Genomic DNA, 17,530 nt, shown 5'->3' with positions numbered 1-17,530 from the left:
CAATGCCGTGAATGCCAATTTGAAAGATCCCGCCCCCGCGACTGCCGTGCCGGGGAGCGCGGGCAGTTCGTTGCCGGCCCTCAATCACTGGGTGGCGCAGGTCGCTGCGCTGACCCGTCCGGACAAGATCCACTGGTGCGACGGCAGCGATGCCGAGAACCAGGCGCTGATCGCGCAGATGCTCGCCGACGGCACCCTGGAAACGCTGAACCAGGACACCCATCCGGGCAGTTACCTGCACCGCTCGCATCCCGACGACGTCGCCCGCGTCGAGCACCTGACCTTCGTCTGCACCCGCGAACCCGACGACGCCGGTCCGAACAACCACTGGATGGCGCCGCATGAAGCGCACGCCAAGATGGACGCGCTGTTCGACGGCTGCATGCAGGGCCGCACCCTGTACGTGATTCCGTACTGCATGGGCCCGATCGACTCGCCGCTGGCGCGTTGCGGCGTGGAAATCACCGATTCGCCGTACGTGGTCGCCAACATGCGGGTGATGACCCGGATGGGCGCCGCGGCGCTCGAGCGCATCGAGCGCGGCGATTCGTTCGTGCGCGGCCTGCACTCGATCGGCGAGCTCGATCCGGAGCGCCGCTTCATCATGCATTTCCCCGACGAACTGACGATCAAGTCGTTCGGTTCGGGCTACGGCGGCAACGCCCTGCTCGGCAAGAAGTGCCACGCCCTGCGCATCGCCTCGCACCAGGCGCGCCAGGAAGGCTGGCTGGCCGAGCACATGCTGATCGTCGGCATCGAGAATCCGCAGGGCGAGACCCATTACGTCGCGGCGGCGTTCCCGTCGGCCTGCGGCAAGACCAACCTGGCCATGCTGATTCCGCCGGAAGGCTACCGCCGCGACGGCTGGAAGGTGTGGACGGTCGGCGACGACATCTGCTGGATGCGCCCGGGCGCCGACGGCCGCCTGTACGCGATCAACCCGGAAGCCGGCTATTTCGGCGTCGCCCCGGGCACTTCGGCCAAGTCCAACCCGAACGCGCTCAAGTCGATCCAGAGCAACACCATCTTCACCAACGTCGGCGTCACCGCCGACGGACAGCCGTGGTGGGAAGGCCTGGACAACGGCCAGACCCCGGTCACCGACTGGCGCGGCAACGCCTATGACGCCGCCAAGGGCCCGGCCGCGCATCCGAACGCGCGCTTCACCGTCTCGGCCAAGCAGTGCCCGAGCTACTCGCCGGAAGCCGAGAACCCGGCCGGCGTGCCGATCTCGGCGATCGTGTTCGGCGGCCGCCGCGCCTCGCTGGTGCCGCTGGTGTTCGAGGCCCGCGACTGGACCCACGGCGTGCTGGTCGGCGCCGCGATGGGCTCGGAAACCACCGCCGCCGCGACCGGCGCGGTCGGGGTGATGCGCCGCGACCCGATGGCGATGAAGCCGTTCTGCGGCTACAACTTCGCCGACTACTTCGGCCACTGGCTGTCGTTCGACCAGGCCGGCGCGAAGCTGCCGAAGGTCTTCCACGTCAACTGGTTCCGCAAGGGCGACGACGGCAAGTTCCTGTGGCCGGGTTTCGGCGACAACCTGCGCGTGATCGAGTGGATGATCGGCCGGGTCAAGGGCGAGGCCGGCGCCAGCGACACCCCGATCGGCCATCTGCCCCAGGCCGGCGACCTCAACCTCGACGGCGTCAGCCTGAGCGAGGAAGCCCACGCCAAGCTGTTCGGCTTCGACCACGCCGGCTGGAGCGCCGAGTTCGACAGCATCGGCGAATACCTGCGCGAGTACGGCCCGCGCATGCCGCAGGCCCTGCACGACGAGCAGCAGCGCATCGCGGCGGCGCTGAAGGGCTGATCGCACTGCCGGCCCCTTCTGCGAGAAAGTGAGAAGGGGCGCCGAGCCTCGACCTCGCGGCCCGAATGCCCCGCATTCGGGCCGTGTTGTTTGACGCTGTGTTCTTTCCTGCGGGCCGTCGTCCTTCCCCGATGTCATCCCCGCGAAGGCGGGGATCCAGAGACTTCAGAGTTCTGTCGCGGTGAGGCATTGGATCCCCGCCTTCGCGGGGACGACGGCATAAAAAGATGTGTCGCCATCCCCACCCTGCCAGCGCTGGCAGGGCCGGCATCCCGATTCGCCCCCGTTCCGCCCCGATCCCGCTGTCAACACCTCTCAACCGCTTAAACCCTGAGCCCCGGCCCCGCATCGGACTCAGTATGCTGACCGCCGTGACCGACTCCGTTCCCGATTTCGCCGCCCCGGCCGAGGCCGACGACGACCGCGCCCTGGTCGCCGCGGCCGCCTCCGGCGGTGTGGCCGCCTTCGAGGCCTTGTACCGGCGCCATGCCGGCCGCGTCCACGGCGTGATCGCGCGCCTGGTCGGCCATGCCGGCGCCCGCGCCGAGGACCTGACCCAGGAAGCGTTCGTCCGCGCCTGGCAGGCGCTGCCGAACTTCCGCTTCGAGTCGGCCTTCGGCACCTGGCTGCACCGGCTGGCGGTCAATACCGCGCTGATGGAGCTGCGCGGGCGCCGCAGCCGGCCGCTGGAAGACAACGACGAAGACGCCTTCGACGGGATCGGCAGCGCCGATTCCGCCGGCCATGTCACCGCCCTGTCGATGGACCTGGAGCGCGCGGTCGCGACCCTGCCGCCGCGGGCCCGCGCGGTGCTGGTGCTGTACGACGTAGAAGGCTGGAAACACGAGGAGATCGCCGCCGAACTCGGCATGGCGGTCGGCAGTTCCAAGGCGCAATTGCATCGCGCGCGCAATCTGCTGCGCGCGCGGCTCGGAGAACAGGCATGAACGAGCGCGAGCTTCCCCCCAACGATGTCCCGTCGCGCGAAGGCGAGCTGCCCGACGCGCTGCGCTGGCAGCTGCGCGCGATGCGCCGCGACCAGCCGCCGGCCGCCGACCTGTGGCCGGGCATCGCCGCCCGGCTGGGCCCGCAACAGGCTCCGGGCACCGTCCCCCTCGCCGAGGCTCCCGCGCAAGCGCATCCCGCCAGCGTCGTCGCTCTGTCGCGCCGCGAGCGCGACGTGCGTTCGCGCTGGATGGCGCCGGTCGCGCTCGCCGCGGGCGTGGCCGCGCTGGCGATCGGCATCGCCGCGCATTTCCGCGCGCCCGACACCGGGCCTGCGACGGAGCGCATGGCGGCCCAGGCCGGCGCGCCGGCCAGCCTGGTCCAGCGCGAGGCCGCCGGCATGACCCGCCAGTACCAGGCGGCGCTGCAGGAAGTCGCCCCGGCCGCCGGCCAGCACCGCGAACTGCAGCCGGCCTTCGACGAGCTCGACCGCAACGCGGCGCTGATCCTCGATGCGCTCGCCCACGACCCCGATTCGCGGCTGCTGCTCGACCAGCTGCGCCGCACCTACGCACGTCGCCTCGCGCTGGCCCAGCGCGTGGCCTACACCTGACCAGGAGGACGCCCATGTCTCATGTCCATTCTTCGTTCCGCCGCGTTCTCCGCGCAGGCACCGCGCTCGGCCTGCTGAGCCTGGGGCTGGCCGCGGCCCTGCCGGCCCTGGCGGCGACGCCGATCAACCAGACCCGGCCGCTGGATCCGCTGGGCAGCGTCGAGATCGACAACGTCAAAGGCCTGATCCAGGTGCGGGTCTGGGACCGCCCCGAGGTCAAGATCGAAGGCAGTCTCGGCGAAGGCGTCGAGAAGCTGGAGATCGAGGGCGATCGCGAGCGCCTGTCGATCAAGGTGCGCTATCCCAATCGCGGCAGCGGCATCGGCTTCCTGGTCGGCGGCGGCGACAGCGGCGAGCCCACCGAACTGCGGGTGACCCTGCCGTTGCAGGCCGCGCTGGAGATCGATGCGGTTTCGGCCACGGTCGACGTCAACGGCGTGGCCTCGCGCGAACTCAGCATCGACAGCGTCAGCGGCGACGTCACCGTCGCCGGCGCGCCGCGCAGCGCCGAGATCGACAGCGTCAGCGGCGACCTGCGCCTGACCCTCAACAGCCGCAAGGTGTCGGCGCAGACGGTCAGCGGCGACCTCAGCCTGCGCGGCCGGCTCGGCGGCGAAGTCGACCTGGAAACCGTATCGGGCAAGATCGACCTGGCCACCCACGAGTCGCAACTGACCAAGCTGTCGGGCAATTCGGTGTCCGGCGACCTGCGCGCCAACGTCAGTCTGGCCCAAGGCGGCGAGATCTCGCTGGAAACGGTCAGCGGCGACGTGCGCCTGAGCTTGCCGCGCAACCTGTCGGCGAACGTGCGCGGGCAGAGTTTCAGCGGCGACTTGGAAGCGCCGGACGCGCAGATCCAGCGTCCCAAGCACGGCCCGGGTTCGAGCTTCGAACACCGCTACGGCAGCGGCAGCGGCAAGGTCCGGATCGAGACCTTCTCCGGCGATGCGAGGCTGGACCTGAATTGAGCCGGCCCGCCAGGCGGCTGGCAGCATGCGGCGGGTGACAGGCCGGCTGGCGATGGACCTGTAGTGATAGGCATGTAGCGATAGGCATGTAGCGACGGGCAGGGGCGGGCCGCTCCTGCCCGTTCGCTTTGCGCGACCACAGCGCGCGCCGGGCGCGGTATCGTGCGCCGGTATTCCAACGAGGCGGGGCCGCGCTTGAGCCAACAGATCGATCAACTGGTCCAGGCCGCGGGCCTGGCTTCGCGCGCGGGGCGTTGGCAGGAAGCCGAGCGGCTGTGGCAGCAGGTGCGCGCGTTGGCGCCGCAGCATCCGCAGGCGCTGTACAGCCTCGGCATCCACGCCCTGCAGCGCGGCGACGCCGGCGCCGCGGTCGGGTTGCTGCAGGCCGCGCACCAGGCCGCGCCGAGCGATCCGATGGTCCTGCTCTCGCTGGGCATGGTGCAGCGCGAGCGCGGCGACGCCGACGCGGAGTGGCAGGCGATCAACGCCGCCCTGGCGCTGGACCCGTACTTCCTCGCCGGCTTGCTGGCCAAGGCCAACCATCTGGAACGGCACGGGCGCGCGCGCCTGGCCGCGCAGGCGTACAAGAACGCGCTGACCGTGGCGCCGCCCGAGCCGCATTGGCCGGACATGCTGCGCCAGCAGTTGGCGAACGCCAAGGCGCGGGTCGGCCAGTACCAGGACGAGTTCGCCGAGTTCCTCGCCCACCACGTCGGCGGACCGCGCGCGGCGCTGGACGCCGGGGTGCGCGGGCGCTGGGACGAGGCCGCCTCGATCATGGTCGGGCGCAGCAAGCCCTACCACTCCGACTGCAACCAGCTGTGCGTGCCGCGGCTGCCGGCGATCCCGTTCTACGATCGCGCGCAGTTTTCCTGGGTGCCGGAACTGGAGGCGCGCACCTACGAGATCCAGCGCGAAATGCGCGAGGTGCTGCGCAACGAGCAGGCCGAGTTCACTCCGTACATCGAGTACCAGCCCGGCGACCCGGTCAACCAGTGGCAGGAACTCAATCACTCGCGCCGCTGGAGCACCTACAAGCTGTGGAGCTACGCCCAGCCGGTGCACGAGCACCTGCAGCGCTGCCCGCAGACCCGCGCCGCGCTGGAAGCGGTGGAGATGGCCCAGATCGCCGACGTCTGCCCGAACGCGATGTTCTCGGTGCTGGCCCCGCACACCCACATCCCGCCGCACCACGGCGAGACCAACGCGCGCCTGGTCGTGCACCTGCCGCTGATCGTGCCGGAAGGCTGCAGTTACCGGGTCGGCTACGAACGCCGCGGCTGGAACGTCGGCGAAGTGCTGATCTTCGACGACTCGATCGAGCACGAGGCGCGCAACGACAGCGACGAACTGCGCGTGGTGCTGATCTTCGACGTCTGGAACCCGCTGCTGTCGCTGGCCGAACGCGAGATGGTCGACGCGATGATGCGCGCGCACCGGGAGTTCCTGGCGGGCTGACGGACGTGGGCGGGGCGTAGGCGCGGATTGGCGCTTGACCCAGTTGGCGCGGTCGCGGCTTGCGCCGCGCCTGTCCGGTTTCCAGCCGGCAGCGGCGCGAAACTGAGCCATCGCGGTCGCGACTTGCGTCGCTCCTATAGGGTAGGGTTCGGTGCTTCCCTCTTCAAACGAGAGCAAAGCTTCCGTCCGCTGGCGCGGCCTGGTTACTTTCTTTTGCTGAGCCAAAAAGAAAGGTAACCAAAGAAAAGGGCTTTCCTTGACAAGGCTCCCCTGCGAGTTCGCAGCGCGCGCCGGGATTTTTCGATAGGACATTCTTGTCCTATCGAAAAACGGCGCACGTCCTGTGCGCCGCCCTCCGGGTCAGCAGGCGGCTTCGCTAGTTCGGTGCTGCGCCAAGCTCTTCGGAACAGCAACAGCAACAGCAATTGCTACGGCACATCCCATTGTTTTCGGCCGGGCACAAAAAAAGGCGGGCCGAAGCCCGCCTCAATTCGACTCGGATGATGCTTTTTATTAGAAGCGCATCGTCAGGCCGAGGGTGTAGTAGCGGCCCAGGGTGTCGTAGTACTGCGGGAAGGTGTTGCCGCTATTGAAGCCGGTGCTGCCGATGTTGCTGCCCACGACCGGCGGCTTCTTGTCGGCGACGTTGTTCACGGTGAAGTTGATGCGGGCGTTCCACGGCAGTTCGTAGGCCATGGTCAGATCGAAGTAGTCGTACGCATCGATCGAGGTGTAGGCCGGGAACCATTCGATCGGGCCGTCTTCCACGTCCACCGAGCTCAGGTGGCGCCAGTTGAAGCCCAGCTCGAAGTCCTTGATCGACCACACCGCGCGGAAGTTCGACTTGTAGTCGTACACGATGCCGGCGATGACGTTGCAGGACACGCCGTAGACGCCGACGCAGTCGTGCTTGGCCACCTGCGGGTCGCCCTGGTAGTCGTAGGAGTCGGTCTTGGTCAGGTCCAGGGCGAAGTCCAGGCGGCCCCACTCGTTGGCCAGCGGGAAGCCGTAACGCACGCCCAGATCCCAGCCGTCGGTGGTGATGCGGCCCTTGTTCGAGCGGTTCAGGAACGGACCGCGCGCTTCGCCGTTGAGCGAACCGTCGACCGCTTCGCGCGCGCCGATCATCAGCTGGCACATCGGGTGCGACACGCTGAGGGTCGGGTTGAATTCGCGGTCGTAGCAGCCGAACAGCGCGTCGCCGAGCACCGGACGGGTGATCGCGTCCTTGATGTCGATCTTCCAGTAGTCCAGGGTGATCGACAGGTCGTCCATCGGCTGCCACACCAGGCCCAGGGTCTGGGTGTCGGCCTTTTCCGGGCCCAGGATCGGGTTGCCGCCGACGAAGGCGTTGGCCTGACCCGCGCTCGGACCGTCGACGCCGCCCTGGCTGTTGAGGATCGCCTGCGGCACGCCGGTGGCCAGACACAGCGCGGCCACCTGGCCGGTGATGCCGCCGTTCTTGGCCAGCTGCGAGGCTTCGCAGGGATCGACCGCGGTGTTGTCCAGGCCGGTCACGACCGGCTGGAACAGCTCGTTGACGTTCGGGGCGCGGGTCGCGCGCTGGAACATGCCGCGGAAGCGCAGCTGTTCGATCGGCGCCCACTCCAGGCCGTACTTGTAGCTGCCGTAGTCGGTGTCGGTCTGGCCGGACTTGAACTGGCTGTGGCGGTAGCCGGCTTCGAAGTTCAGCGCCTGCGCGCCGGTGCGGCCGCTGATCAGCGGCACGATGGCTTCGACGTAGGCCTCACGCAGGGTGAAGTTGCCTTCCACGTCCGGGTTGGCGCCGCCGGAACCCTGCACTTCCTCCGGATCGCGCGAGGCGGCGTCGGCGCGGTTCAGCGCTTCCATCTTGCGGCCTTCCAGGCCGAACGCGACGCCGATCGGGTAATCGGCCCACGGGCTCTTGAAGTTGTCGCCGAGGTCGCCGTTGACCGAGCCGGACCACACTTCCTGCTCGACGCGCTGGGTGGCGAAGGTCAGCACTTCGAGGAACTTCTTCGAGTCCTTGCTGATCGAGCCTTCGGGGCCCCACAGGTTGAGCGGGATGCAGCCGTTGGTCGGGTCGACGCAGTTGACGCCGTCGGTCGACAGCAGCGCCTGCTGGGTGCGGGCCTTGGACAGGAAGCCGGCCGACACGGTCAGCTGATCGGCTTCGCCGTGCGACCAGCTGACGTCGTAGCGCCAACGGTCGTTGATGTCGCCGCGCAGGCCGAGGGTGGCCTGGAAGACCTTGTTCTGGAAGTCGGTCGAGCGGGTGCCCAGTTCGGTGGTGCGGCGGTTCAGCGTGGTGTTGACGGTCGCAGTGCTGCCGACCACGCAGTTGGCGGCGGAAACGCCGAACTGGTTGCAGATCTGCTGGCGCGCGGCGTTCGGGATCAGCGGGTTGCCGATGCCCAGGTCGAAGCGGCCGCCGAACAGGCCGCCCGGAGCGATCTGCGAGAACACGTTGGAGCGGGTGTACAGCAGCTGGGTGTAGGCCTCGGCGTGCTCGTTGATCTCGTAGCGGCCGAGCGCGGTGGCCTGCCAACGATCCAGCGCGGTCTGGTTGAAGTTGTACGGGTTGTAGTTGAACGGGGTGACGATGCCGTCGAAGCGGCCGGTGGCCGGATTGATCTGGCCGAGCGGGCCGACGCGGGTCGGAATCGAGGTGCCCGAACCGCCGGCTTCGCCGTTGGTCGAGTCGAGGTTGAACTCGGAGAAGCCGCGCGCGCCCTGCAGCAGCGGGTCGTTATCGGTCTTGCCCAGGCTCAGCACGAAGTTGCCGCGGCCGTCGTCGAGGTTCATGCCCAGGGTGACGGTGGTGTTGCGGCGGTCGCCGTCCTGCTTGCTCGACTGGCCGTAGCTGGTGTTGACCTCGACGCCTTCGAAGTTGCGCTTGAGCACGAAGTTGACCACGCCCGCGACCGCGTCGGCGCCGTACACCGCGGACGCGCCGCCGGTGACGATGTCCACGCTGTCGATCAGCGCCACCGGAATGACGTTGGTGTCGACCACGCCGAACAGGTTGAACGGAACCACGCGGCGGCCGTCCATCAGCACGACGGTGCGGTTGTCGCCCAGGCCGCGCAGGTTGATGGTGGCGCCGCCGTTGGCGCCGTTGTTGGTGCCGGGGCCGATCGCCGGAACCGCGCCGGGCACGATCTTGAGGAAGTCTTCGGCGGTGACCGGCTGGTTGCGGTCGATCTCTTCGCGATCGACGGTCATGACCGGGCTGTTGGTGGTCAGGCCGGGAATCGAAATGCGGCTGCCGGTGACCTGGATGCGGTCGAGGGTGGTGGCGTCTTCGGACGCCGCCGGCGCCGGGGCCGGGGTGTCCTGGGCGGAGGCCAGGCCGGTGCCGGCGAGGCTGGTGGCGCCCACGCACAACGCGAAAACGATCGCGTCGCGCAGCTTGGTGGTCTTCAGGGTCATCTCTCTCTCCAAGTGTCCTGAACGAACGGATCCCGTAAGGGGGCTGGCCAAGGGGCGTGAAAAAACAGGCCTAAGTTGGCAAAGCCGCGTCGATAGTAGACGGCTTGGCGCACTAATTAAAGTGTTGTTAAGTGCGAATTTCTGTCGCTTGTCGTTCTGCGACGCAGTTCCGCAGGCACAAAAAAACACGGCCCCCGAGGGGGCCGTGTTCATGTTGCGGTGCCGCGGTGTTGCTTAGAAGCGCTGCTGGTACTTGAAGTACACGAAACGGCCGATGTCGTAGCCGCCGTAGTACGAGTAGCCCGAGTTCGGCTGATCGTACTGCGGAGCGGCGTAGTGCTCGAACACGTTGTTGGCGCCGACCGCGATGGTGGCGTTCCACGGCGCGTTGAAGCGGACCTGCATGTCGTGGAAGGTGTTCGAGCCGATCTCGTTCTTCGGCGACACTTCGCCGTTGGTGTCCGGAGCCATGTAGTCCGGCAGCGAGCAGCGGTCGTCGAAGTAGCACTCTTCCTTCACGCCGGAGTAGTAACGCATGCCCCAGGTGAAGCCCCACGGACCCTTGTCCCAGCTCAGGTTGAGGTTCGAACGGATGCGGAAGAAGCCGCCGAAGCCGTTCTGCTGGGTCGGAGCGGCTTCGCCGAGGATGTCGGTCTGCAGCTCGTTCTTGGTGGTGTAGCTGTTGAGCCAGGCAACGCCGAACCGGCCCCACTCGGTGTCGAGACGATAGTTCACATCGAAGTCGAAACCTTCGACTTCGTTGTAGCCCACGTTGATCGGCGCGAAGATGAAGCTGGTGATGTTGCCGGTGATCGGATCACGCACGAAGCGCGAGCGGGCCGGATCCTGGGCGGTGTTGCAGCGCGATTCGATGCCACGGGTGTAGCAGTCGGCCAGCACCTGGGTCGGGGTGTCGGCGGTGATCGCGTTCTCGATCTTGATGTTCCACCAGTCGAGCGACAGGTTCAGGTTGTCGACGAAGGTCGGGCTCCACACCACGCCGAAGGTCTTCGAGGTGGAGGTTTCCGGAACCAGCTTGTCGTTCGAACCCGACAGGAACGGCGTGTTGGTCTGGGTGCCCGGGCCCGGGGCGAGACCGCTCGGGGTGTTGGCGGCCTGACGGAAGCCGACCGGCACGTCGCGACGGCAACGGGTGTTGCCGGCGGCGTCGCCGAACAGGGTGTCGCAGGCGTCGGTGTAGAACGAGAACGACTGACCCAGGCCGCCGTACAGGTCGGCGATGGTCGGGGCGCGGAAGCCTTCCGACCAGGTGCCGCGGACCAGCAGCGAGTCGATCGGCTTCCACTTGAAGCCGAACTTGCTGTTGGTGGTGTTGCCGAAGGTGTCGTAGTCGGAGTAGCGGGTCGCGACGTTGAAGGTCAGTTCCTTCGCGCCGGTGACGTCGGCCAGGACCGGGATCTGCAACTCGGCGTAGAACTCGTCGAGGTTGTAGGCGCCGGAGGTCGGGCCGCTGGCCAGGTCGGTCGAGCCGCCGGTCTGCGAGATCGCGTCCGGCGAGAAGAAGCCGCTTTCCTTACGGTGCTCGTAACCCACCGCCAGGCTCAGGTCGCCGGCCGGCAGGGTGGCGATCGCGCCGCTCAGGTTGACGAAGTAGTCGACCGTCTTGGTTTCCGAGGTGGCCTGACCGTTCTGGTACAGGAACTTCTGCACGTTCGGGTCGTTCAGACCGTTGGAGCCGGCGTAGCCGAACGGCAGCAGCGGGTTCCACGGGGTGCACTGGCCGCCGCCGACGCCGAGCGGAATCGGCGCGCCCGGGGTGCCGCACTGGACCTGGCCGTTGGCGTTGAGGAACGACGGGCCGACCGCACGGCGCACGTTGGCGACGTTGAGGTTGCCGGTGCTGATCTGCACGCCCTTGTTCTGGTTGTACAGGTAGCCGGCGTCCCAATCCCAAATCTTGTCGCCGACTTCGAACGAACCGCTGAAGGTACCGGTGAAGCGGTAGGTGGTCAGGCTGTTGCGGACCTGACGCGGCACTTCCCAACCGCGGCGCACGAAGTGCACGAAGGTCGGAGCGGTCACGCCGGCGGGCAGGGCGCCGGTGCGCTGGTTGCCGACCGGGTTGAAGTAGCTGTCGACCGAGATCGGGCTGTTGAAGCCCGGCGACAGCACGGCCGACTGGTACGGATAACCGGCGTTCTGGGCGAACGATTCGCGGTCGGTGTACAGCATGTCGGTTTCGAAACGCAGCCAGTCGGCGATGTCGTAGCTGGCGTTGACGAACAGCGACTTGCGCTCGATGCCGCTATACACGGTCGACTGTTCGGCCGGCAGCGAGACGTCCGAGCCGTTGCGGGCGCGGAAGTTGGCGATGTTGCGCGGATCCAGGCCCGGGGTTTCGCGGGCGAGGAAGCGCGGAGCGCCCATGGCCGGGGTGCCGTTCGGCAGGGTGGCGCCGGTCGGGATCAGCAGCGCGCCCCACTGGGTGGTGCCGGAGAAGCCGAAGTCGCGCGGCTCGCTCTTGTCGCCGGTCGGGAAGCGGGCGATCGAGAACCAGCGGTCGCGGGCCCACACCGGATCTTCCTTGGTGTATTCCGCACCGATGGTCACCGAGCCGCGGTCGCCGGTGAAGCCGATGGTGAAGTCGTAGTTCTGGCGGGTGCCGTCGCCCTGGCCCCACTGGCCCATGTAGGCGTTGGCTTCGGCGCCTTCGAAGTTCTTGCGGGTGATGATGTTGATCACGCCCGCGATCGCGTCCGAACCGTAGATGGTCGAAGCGCCGTCCTTGAGGATTTCGATGCGCTCGACGATCGCCGAGGGGATCGAGGCCACGTCCTGCAGACCGTCGTTGGTCGCGCCCAGGCGCTTGCCGTTGACCAGCACCAGGGTGCGGTTGGCGCCGAGGTTGCGCAGATCGATGTAGTAGCCACCGACCGCTTCACCCGAGCTCAGCGGCGAGGTGCGGCTGATCGCCGGCGAGCCGGCGGCGGTGATGTTCTGCAGGATGTCGGCGACCGACTTGAAGCCCTGCTTCTCGATCTCGGCGCGGCTGATCTGCAGCACCGGCGCGGCGGTTTCGATGTCGACCTGGCGGATGCGCGAACCGGTCACTTCGACGCGATCGAGCGTGGTGGCTTCCTTGCTCTCGGTTTCCTGCGCGAAAGCCACGCCGGTGCCGACCAGGGCGGTGCTACCCACCGCGAGCGCGAATGCAATCGCGTCGCGGAGCTGGGTGGTCTTGAAGGTCATTTCTCTCTCTCCGAGTCTGTTTTGTGTTACCCGTGGACCCGCTGGGTGGGGCAAATAGGCACACCAAATCCAGCAAGCTCGCCGGATCGTAACTGCACACTTCGGAAAATTAAAGTGTTGTTAAGCGTCGCGAATTGTCGATTTGTGGCATCTGTGTGAGCAGGTGCAGCAAAGTGAATCGGCAAACAGGTCGGTAGATAAATTATGAATAGGGAGTTAGGGTGGTAAAAATCGTGTTTAGACCCAGAAATGGGGCCTGAATGCAACCGATTCTCGTCAGGCGCCGGTCTTTGCTGAATTGGGCGATCCGTCGGTTGGGGGCGGCGCTGCGAAGCGGTCTGGGGTAGGTGGCGCGCCGTCCCGGCGCCGATGCCGGAGGCCTGGTGCGCGCGGGCCGCGGTTCCTGCTCCCGTCGCGGGGCGGCCCGGCCGAGGTACCGGCGCAGCGGCGTGCCTACGACAATGTGCCGAGTGCGAGCGGCCGGCGGGGCCGGGCCCGCGGCGCGTGCTTCGAAGGGGTTCGCCCGGGAATCATCGGCGACGATGACCGTCGCTTCCGGATGGCGGCCGTGCAGGCCGCAGTCGGGCAAGGCGCGCGAACGCCGCAGGCGCCGGCCTGCCGCTATCTATATAGAGAAAGAGAAAAGGCGCTCGATAAAGAAGCGCGCTCGCTGCGCCGCGACGACGCCGGACTTACAGGTCTTGTTCGTAGCGGACGTAGGGCACGGTGCCCTCGTCCTTGTTGCCGTTGCTCGGCGCGAACGGGTTCTTGCCGCGGGTCACGACGTTCTCGGCGCCCACGGTGAGCTGGCCGCTCCACGGGGTGCGCCAGGTCAGGCCGACGCCCAGCGCTTCCCACTGGCCGGGCGCGGGCGTGTTGACCACCCGGCCGACGATGTTGGCGGCGAAGTTGCCGATCCCGGCGCCAATGCTGAAGCTCTTGCTGCTCCAGCGGTCGGCCACGTTCGGTACTTCGCCGGCAGGGATCAGGCGCGCGCGCGCCTTGGTGCCGCCGATCGAGACCATGGCCTCGTCGCCGATCTTCTTCTGCACGTAGACGGTCAGGGTGTTCTGATCGACCCGGCTGGTGCGGCTGTTCGGGCTGAGCCAGGCGGGCAAGGTGTCGCGGCCGCTGCCGAGGGTCACGCCGACCCGTCCACCCGGACGGTTGAGGCTGGCGCCGGCGGAGATCTGGCGGCTGTCGTCGCCGTCGTCGTCCAGGGCGGCGAGCAGGCAGTGATTGGCGAGGTTGCCGATCGCGCCGGCCAGGCCGGTCCTGCGGTCGCAGACCAGGCCCAGGCCGTCGCCCGCATCCAGGCCGAGGGTGGCGTCGACGGAGCTGTCGCCGAGCTTCCAGCGGGTGGCGGCCTGCTGATTGGCCGGCTCCAGCTGCAACAGGTATTCGAGCTTGCCGTTGTGGTTCCAGACCGGCAAGTAAGTGGTGTCCGCGCGCTTGCCCGGCATGACCTGCGCGTGCGCGCCCGTCGCCACGCCGAAGGCGAGCGTCAGGGCGAGCGACAATGGGCGCAGGAGCTTGAGCATGGATCTCGCAGTGCGTGGACCGACCGTTATGACCGGATGAAGCCGGTCGAAGTTCCCCGTTAGGCAACTCCGACTATAGTCGGTTTATGTTTATTTAACAATCGGATATGGATCCCAAATCTCGGATCCACGAGACCGTTCGTCGCGGATCCGGCCGCTCATTGCAGGCGTTGCGGCGCCTCGACTTCGGCCGCGGCGGCGGCGAACAGGCCGGCGATCTGGCCCTGGTCGAAGCGGTAGCTCTGGCCGCAGAACTCGCAGCGGACCCGGGCCTCGCCGTCGGCCGCGGCGGCGTCGGCCTCCTCGCGGCCGAGCGAGACCAGCATCGCCTCGACCCGCTCGCGCGAGCAGGAGCAGGCGAAGCCCAGCGGCTTGCCGCCGAGCAACTGGACCCCGTCCTCGTGGAACAGCCGGGTCAGCAGGGTTTCGGTGGGCAGCTCCAGCAGCTCGCCGGCGCGCAGGGTGTCGAACAGCGCCCCGACCCGGGCCCAGCCGTCGTCGTCGCCCTGGTCGCCGGGCAGCTTCTGCAGCATCAGGCCGGCGGCCTGGCGCTCGTCGGCGGCCAGCAGCAGCCGGGTCGGCAGCTGTTCGGACTGGCGGAAATAGCCCTCGAAGGCGCCGGCCAGGGAGTCCGACTCCAGCGCCACCAGGCCCTGGTAGCGGACCGGCTCGCGGCCGTGCAGGCCGGGGTTTTCGATGGTGATCGCCAGCATCGCCTCGGGGCCGAGTTCGCGCAGGTCGCGCGAGACCGTGCCGCCGTCCTCGGCGAGCTGGGCGATCCCGCGCAGGGTGCCGGCGGAGGTGCATTCGGCGAACAAGGTGCGCAGGGCGCCGTCGCCGCGCAGCTGCACCGACAGCCGCCCGTCGACCTTGGCGTGGCCGGTGAACAGGGCCGCCGCAGCGGCGGCCTCGCCCAGCAGTTCGGCCGCCGCGGCCGGGTACTCGGCGCGTTCGCGGATCTGCCGCCAGGTGTCGTGCAGGTGGACGCGCACGCCGCGGACCCCGGCGCCCTCGATCAGGAAGCGGGTCAGACGGTCGTGGTCGGCGGCGGGGGCGGTCTGGGAATCGGTCATCTTGGCGGTCTCGAACGCGCGAGCGGCCCCGGCTGCGAATGCGGGCGCGGCTTCGCGGATAATGCGCGCGTTCCTGTAGGCGTTCTGGTGAAAGGGGGAGTAGGCATGCCGACGCGATCGGTACCGAGGGCAGCGATGCGGGCGCGCGTCGCATCCACAGTGGGGTCGGAGGGGCGTCGGTGCAAGACTTGACCCCCCGTCCGGATGCCGCCGCGACCGGGGCGGCCGCCGTTTCCGCGCCGCGGCCGCGCCGGCTGCGGCGCTGGCTGCGCTGGCTGATGGCGCTGCCGCTGCTGTTCGTGTTGGCCTCGATCCTGCAGGTCGCGACCCTGCGCTTCGTCGACCCGCCGCTGTCGGCGTTCATGCTGATCCGCCAGTTCGAGGCCTGGGGCCAGGGCGAGTTCGGCTTCCGCATCGCCTACGACTGGCGCGACCTGGACCAGATCTCGCCCAACCTGCCGGTGGCCCTGGTCGCCTCGGAGGACCAGAACTTCGCCGAGCACTTCGGCTTCGACCTCAAGGCGATCGAGAAGGCGCGCAAGAACAACGCCCGCGGCCGCAAGGTGCGCGGCGGCAGCACGATCAGCCAGCAGACCGCCAAGAACCTGTTCCTGTGGAGCGGGCGCAGTTGGGTGCGCAAGGGCGTGGAGGCCTGGTACACCCTGCTGATCGAGACCCTGTGGCCGAAGCGCCGGATCATCGAGGTCTACGCCAACATCGCCGAGTTCGGCGACGGCGTGTACGGCGCCCAGGCGGCGGCGCGCACCTACTACCGCAAGGACGCCGCGCGGCTGGCGCCGGCCGAGGCTGCGCGCATGGCGGCGGTGCTGCCCAATCCCAAGCGCTACAGCATCGCCCGCCCCGGCCCCTACGTGCAGCGCCGGGCCGGCGCCATCCAGCGCCAGATGCGCTACATCGGCGGCGACGGCTACCTCAAGCGGATCGAATGAGGCCGGCGGCCGAGGCCGCCATGGCGGGGCCCGCCGCAGCCGGCGCGATCACGTTCCGCAACGCCGCGGCGCGGCTACTATGCGCGGCATGAATCGCGAACGCGTCACCGTCGTCCTGGCCGCCTTCGAGGAAGAGCAGAGCCTGCCGCTGCTGCAGCCGCGCATCGCCGCGGCGCTGGACGCGCTGGCGGCGGACGGCGTCGACGGACGCGTGCTGTACGTCGACGACGGCAGCCGCGACCGCACCTGGGAGATCCTGCAGGCGTTCGCCGCGCACGATCCGCGCGTGGCCCTGCTGCGGCTGTCGCGCAACTTCGGCAAGGAAGCGGCGCTGACCGCCGGCCTGGACCGGGTCGAGCAGGGCGCGGCGCTGATCCTGGACGCCGACGGCCAGGACCCGCCGGAACTGATCCCGCAGTTCGTGGCGTTGTGGCGGCAGGGCTACGACGACGTCTATGGCACGCGCATGGAGCGCGAAGGCGAGGGCTGGCTCAAGCGCGGCACCGCGCACGCCTTCTACCGGATCATCGGCCGCCTCTCGCGCACCCCGATTCCGGCCGATACCGGCGATTTCCGCCTGCTCTCGCCGCGCGCGCTCGATGCGCTGCGCCAGTTGCGCGAGCGGCACCGCTTCATGAAAGGCCTGTTCGGCTGGGTCGGCTACAACCGCGTCGCCCTGCCGTACCACCGCGAGGCGCGGGTGGCCGGGGCCAGCAAGTTCAACCTGTGGCGGCTGTGGAACCTGGCCCTGGAGGGCATCACCAGTTTCTCGACCGCGCCGCTGCGCCTGGCCACCTACCTGGGCCTGGCCACGGCGCTGGTGGCGTTCGCGTTCGCGATCAAGGTGGTGCTCAAGGCGTTGCTGTTCGGCGACCCGGTGCAGGGCTGGCCGACGATGATGGCGGTGATCCTGTTCCTGGGCGGGGTGCAGTTGATCGCGCTCGGCCTGATCGGCGAGTACCTGGGCCGGCTGTACGAGGAGTCCAAACAGCGGCCCCTGTACCTGATCGACACCTGGCAGCCCGCGCCAGGAGTATGCTCGGAGCCGAAGCGGTTTCCCCAGCTTGCGGAAGGAGACGGCCATGCGCACGGTACGACAGTTGTTGGAGGCGAAAGCGCCTGAGATCCACGCGATCGGGCCCGATGCGCCGGTGATCGACGCGATCCGGCTGATGGCCGAGAAACGCATCGGCGCGGTGCTGGTGATGGAGGGGCCGCGACTGGCCGGGATCCTCTCCGAGCGCGACTACGCGCGCAAGATCGTGCTGCAGGGACGCTCGTCGGCGGACACGCCGGTGCACGCGATCATGACCGCCGAGGTGGTGGTGGTCGGGCTCGGCGACAGCGCCGACCGCTGCATGCAGATCGTCACCGAGCGCCGCATCCGCCACCTGCCGGTGGTCGACGCCGGCCGGGTGGTCGGAGTGGTGTCGATCGGCGACCTGGTCAAGGCGGTGATCGAAGACCAGCAGCTCGAACTCGACCAACTGCAGCGTTACATCGCCAGCTGAGCGCGACCGTAGTGCGGCGCAGCCTTGCCGCACG

12 protein-coding genes are annotated in these 17,530 nt (G+C 68.4%); 8 read left to right on the top strand and 4 right to left on the bottom strand.

From position 1 onward, the window contains the following. The first annotated feature begins 70 nt into the window (after window positions 1-70). The 5 genes from K4L06_RS00885 (at window position 71) to K4L06_RS00865 (ending at window position 5,797) form a co-directional block, all read left to right on the top strand. The gene (locus K4L06_RS00885) at window positions 71-1,813 is read left to right on the top strand and encodes a phosphoenolpyruvate carboxykinase (GTP) (RefSeq protein WP_255594896.1); all 1,743 of its coding nucleotides are present in this window, start codon (window positions 71-73) and stop codon (window positions 1,811-1,813) included. A gap of 359 nt (window positions 1,814-2,172) precedes the next feature. After that, the gene (locus tag K4L06_RS00880) at window positions 2,173-2,760 is read left to right on the top strand and encodes a sigma-70 family RNA polymerase sigma factor (protein ID WP_221669595.1); all 588 of its coding nucleotides are present in this window, start codon (window positions 2,173-2,175) and stop codon (window positions 2,758-2,760) included. Next, the gene (locus K4L06_RS00875) at window positions 2,757-3,371 is read left to right on the top strand and encodes a hypothetical protein (protein WP_221669594.1); all 615 of its coding nucleotides are present in this window, start codon (window positions 2,757-2,759) and stop codon (window positions 3,369-3,371) included. Before K4L06_RS00880 ends, K4L06_RS00875 begins: the two co-directional genes overlap by 4 nt. A 14-nt stretch (window positions 3,372-3,385) precedes the next feature. Further along, the gene (locus K4L06_RS00870) at window positions 3,386-4,339 is read left to right on the top strand and encodes a DUF4097 family beta strand repeat-containing protein (RefSeq protein ID WP_221669593.1); all 954 of its coding nucleotides are present in this window, start codon (window positions 3,386-3,388) and stop codon (window positions 4,337-4,339) included. A 195-nt stretch (window positions 4,340-4,534) separates the two neighbouring features. Next, on the top strand, window positions 4,535-5,797 hold the full coding sequence (locus tag K4L06_RS00865) for an aspartyl/asparaginyl beta-hydroxylase domain-containing protein (protein WP_255594894.1): 1,263 nt from the start codon (window positions 4,535-4,537) through the stop codon (window positions 5,795-5,797). 513 nt (window positions 5,798-6,310) lie between these two features. Here the strand turns inward: K4L06_RS00865 and K4L06_RS00860 are convergent. The 4 genes from K4L06_RS00860 to K4L06_RS00845 all read right to left on the bottom strand — a co-directional run bounded on the left by K4L06_RS00860 (window position 6,311) and on the right by K4L06_RS00845 (window position 15,035). Next, entirely contained in the window at window positions 6,311-9,211 is a 2,901-nt protein-coding gene (locus tag K4L06_RS00860) for a TonB-dependent receptor (RefSeq protein ID WP_221669591.1), read from the bottom strand. Window positions 9,212-9,445: 234 nt separating this feature from the next. Beyond that, window positions 9,446-12,421 carry a TonB-dependent receptor gene (locus tag K4L06_RS00855; protein ID WP_221669590.1) on the bottom strand — a complete coding sequence of 992 codons (2,976 nt, stop codon included), beginning with the start codon at window positions 12,419-12,421 and terminating at the stop codon, window positions 9,446-9,448. A gap of 692 nt (window positions 12,422-13,113) precedes the next feature. After that, entirely contained in the window at window positions 13,114-13,962 is an 849-nt protein-coding gene (locus K4L06_RS00850) for a hypothetical protein (RefSeq protein ID WP_221669589.1), read from the bottom strand. Between the two features lie 158 nt (window positions 13,963-14,120). Then, window positions 14,121-15,035 (bottom strand): Hsp33 family molecular chaperone HslO, encoded by a 915-nt coding sequence (locus tag K4L06_RS00845; RefSeq protein WP_221669588.1) that lies wholly within the window; start codon window positions 15,033-15,035, stop codon window positions 14,121-14,123. A 188-nt stretch (window positions 15,036-15,223) separates the two neighbouring features. On the opposite strand from K4L06_RS00845, the gene mtgA reads away from it, so the two are divergent. The 3 genes from mtgA to K4L06_RS00830 all read left to right on the top strand — a co-directional run bounded on the left by mtgA (window position 15,224) and on the right by K4L06_RS00830 (window position 17,496). Beyond that, the gene (gene mtgA / locus K4L06_RS00840) at window positions 15,224-15,985 is read left to right on the top strand and encodes a monofunctional biosynthetic peptidoglycan transglycosylase (protein WP_255594893.1); all 762 of its coding nucleotides are present in this window, start codon (window positions 15,224-15,226) and stop codon (window positions 15,983-15,985) included. 88 nt (window positions 15,986-16,073) lie between these two features. Further along, on the top strand, window positions 16,074-17,108 hold the full coding sequence (locus K4L06_RS00835) for a glycosyltransferase family 2 protein (RefSeq protein ID WP_221669587.1): 1,035 nt from the start codon (window positions 16,074-16,076) through the stop codon (window positions 17,106-17,108). Next, complete coding sequence (locus tag K4L06_RS00830) at window positions 17,068-17,496, top strand: CBS domain-containing protein (RefSeq protein ID WP_221669586.1); 429 nt, start codon at window positions 17,068-17,070, stop codon at window positions 17,494-17,496. Before K4L06_RS00835 ends, K4L06_RS00830 begins: the two co-directional genes overlap by 41 nt. Window positions 17,497-17,530 lie beyond the last annotated feature (34 nt).

It is taken from the genome of Lysobacter sp. BMK333-48F3, assembly GCF_019733395.1.
Taxonomy (GTDB): Bacteria; Pseudomonadota; Gammaproteobacteria; order Xanthomonadales; family Xanthomonadaceae; genus Lysobacter.
Note: the sequence above shows the minus strand (reverse complement) of the source record. Positions and strands in the feature narration are given on the sequence as shown.

What these genes read in the sequence shown, in the direction of transcription:
- K4L06_RS00860 (WP_221669591.1), bottom strand. Translation starts at nt 9,211, where the DNA reads ATGACCCTGAAGACCACCAAGCTGCGCGACGCGATCGTTTTCGCGTTG.
- K4L06_RS00880 (WP_221669595.1), top strand. Translation starts at nt 2,173, where the DNA reads ATGCTGACCGCCGTGACCGACTCCGTTCCCGATTTCGCCGCCCCGGCC.
- K4L06_RS00855 (WP_221669590.1), bottom strand. Translation starts at nt 12,421, where the DNA reads ATGACCTTCAAGACCACCCAGCTCCGCGACGCGATTGCATTCGCGCTC.
- K4L06_RS00845 (WP_221669588.1), bottom strand. Translation starts at nt 15,035, where the DNA reads ATGACCGATTCCCAGACCGCCCCCGCCGCCGACCACGACCGTCTGACC.
- K4L06_RS00875 (WP_221669594.1), top strand. Translation starts at nt 2,757, where the DNA reads ATGAACGAGCGCGAGCTTCCCCCCAACGATGTCCCGTCGCGCGAAGGC.
- K4L06_RS00835 (WP_221669587.1), top strand. Translation starts at nt 16,074, where the DNA reads ATGAATCGCGAACGCGTCACCGTCGTCCTGGCCGCCTTCGAGGAAGAG.
- K4L06_RS00850 (WP_221669589.1), bottom strand. Translation starts at nt 13,962, where the DNA reads ATGCTCAAGCTCCTGCGCCCATTGTCGCTCGCCCTGACGCTCGCCTTC.
- K4L06_RS00870 (WP_221669593.1), top strand. Translation starts at nt 3,386, where the DNA reads ATGTCTCATGTCCATTCTTCGTTCCGCCGCGTTCTCCGCGCAGGCACC.
- K4L06_RS00830 (WP_221669586.1), top strand. Translation starts at nt 17,068, where the DNA reads ATGCGCACGGTACGACAGTTGTTGGAGGCGAAAGCGCCTGAGATCCAC.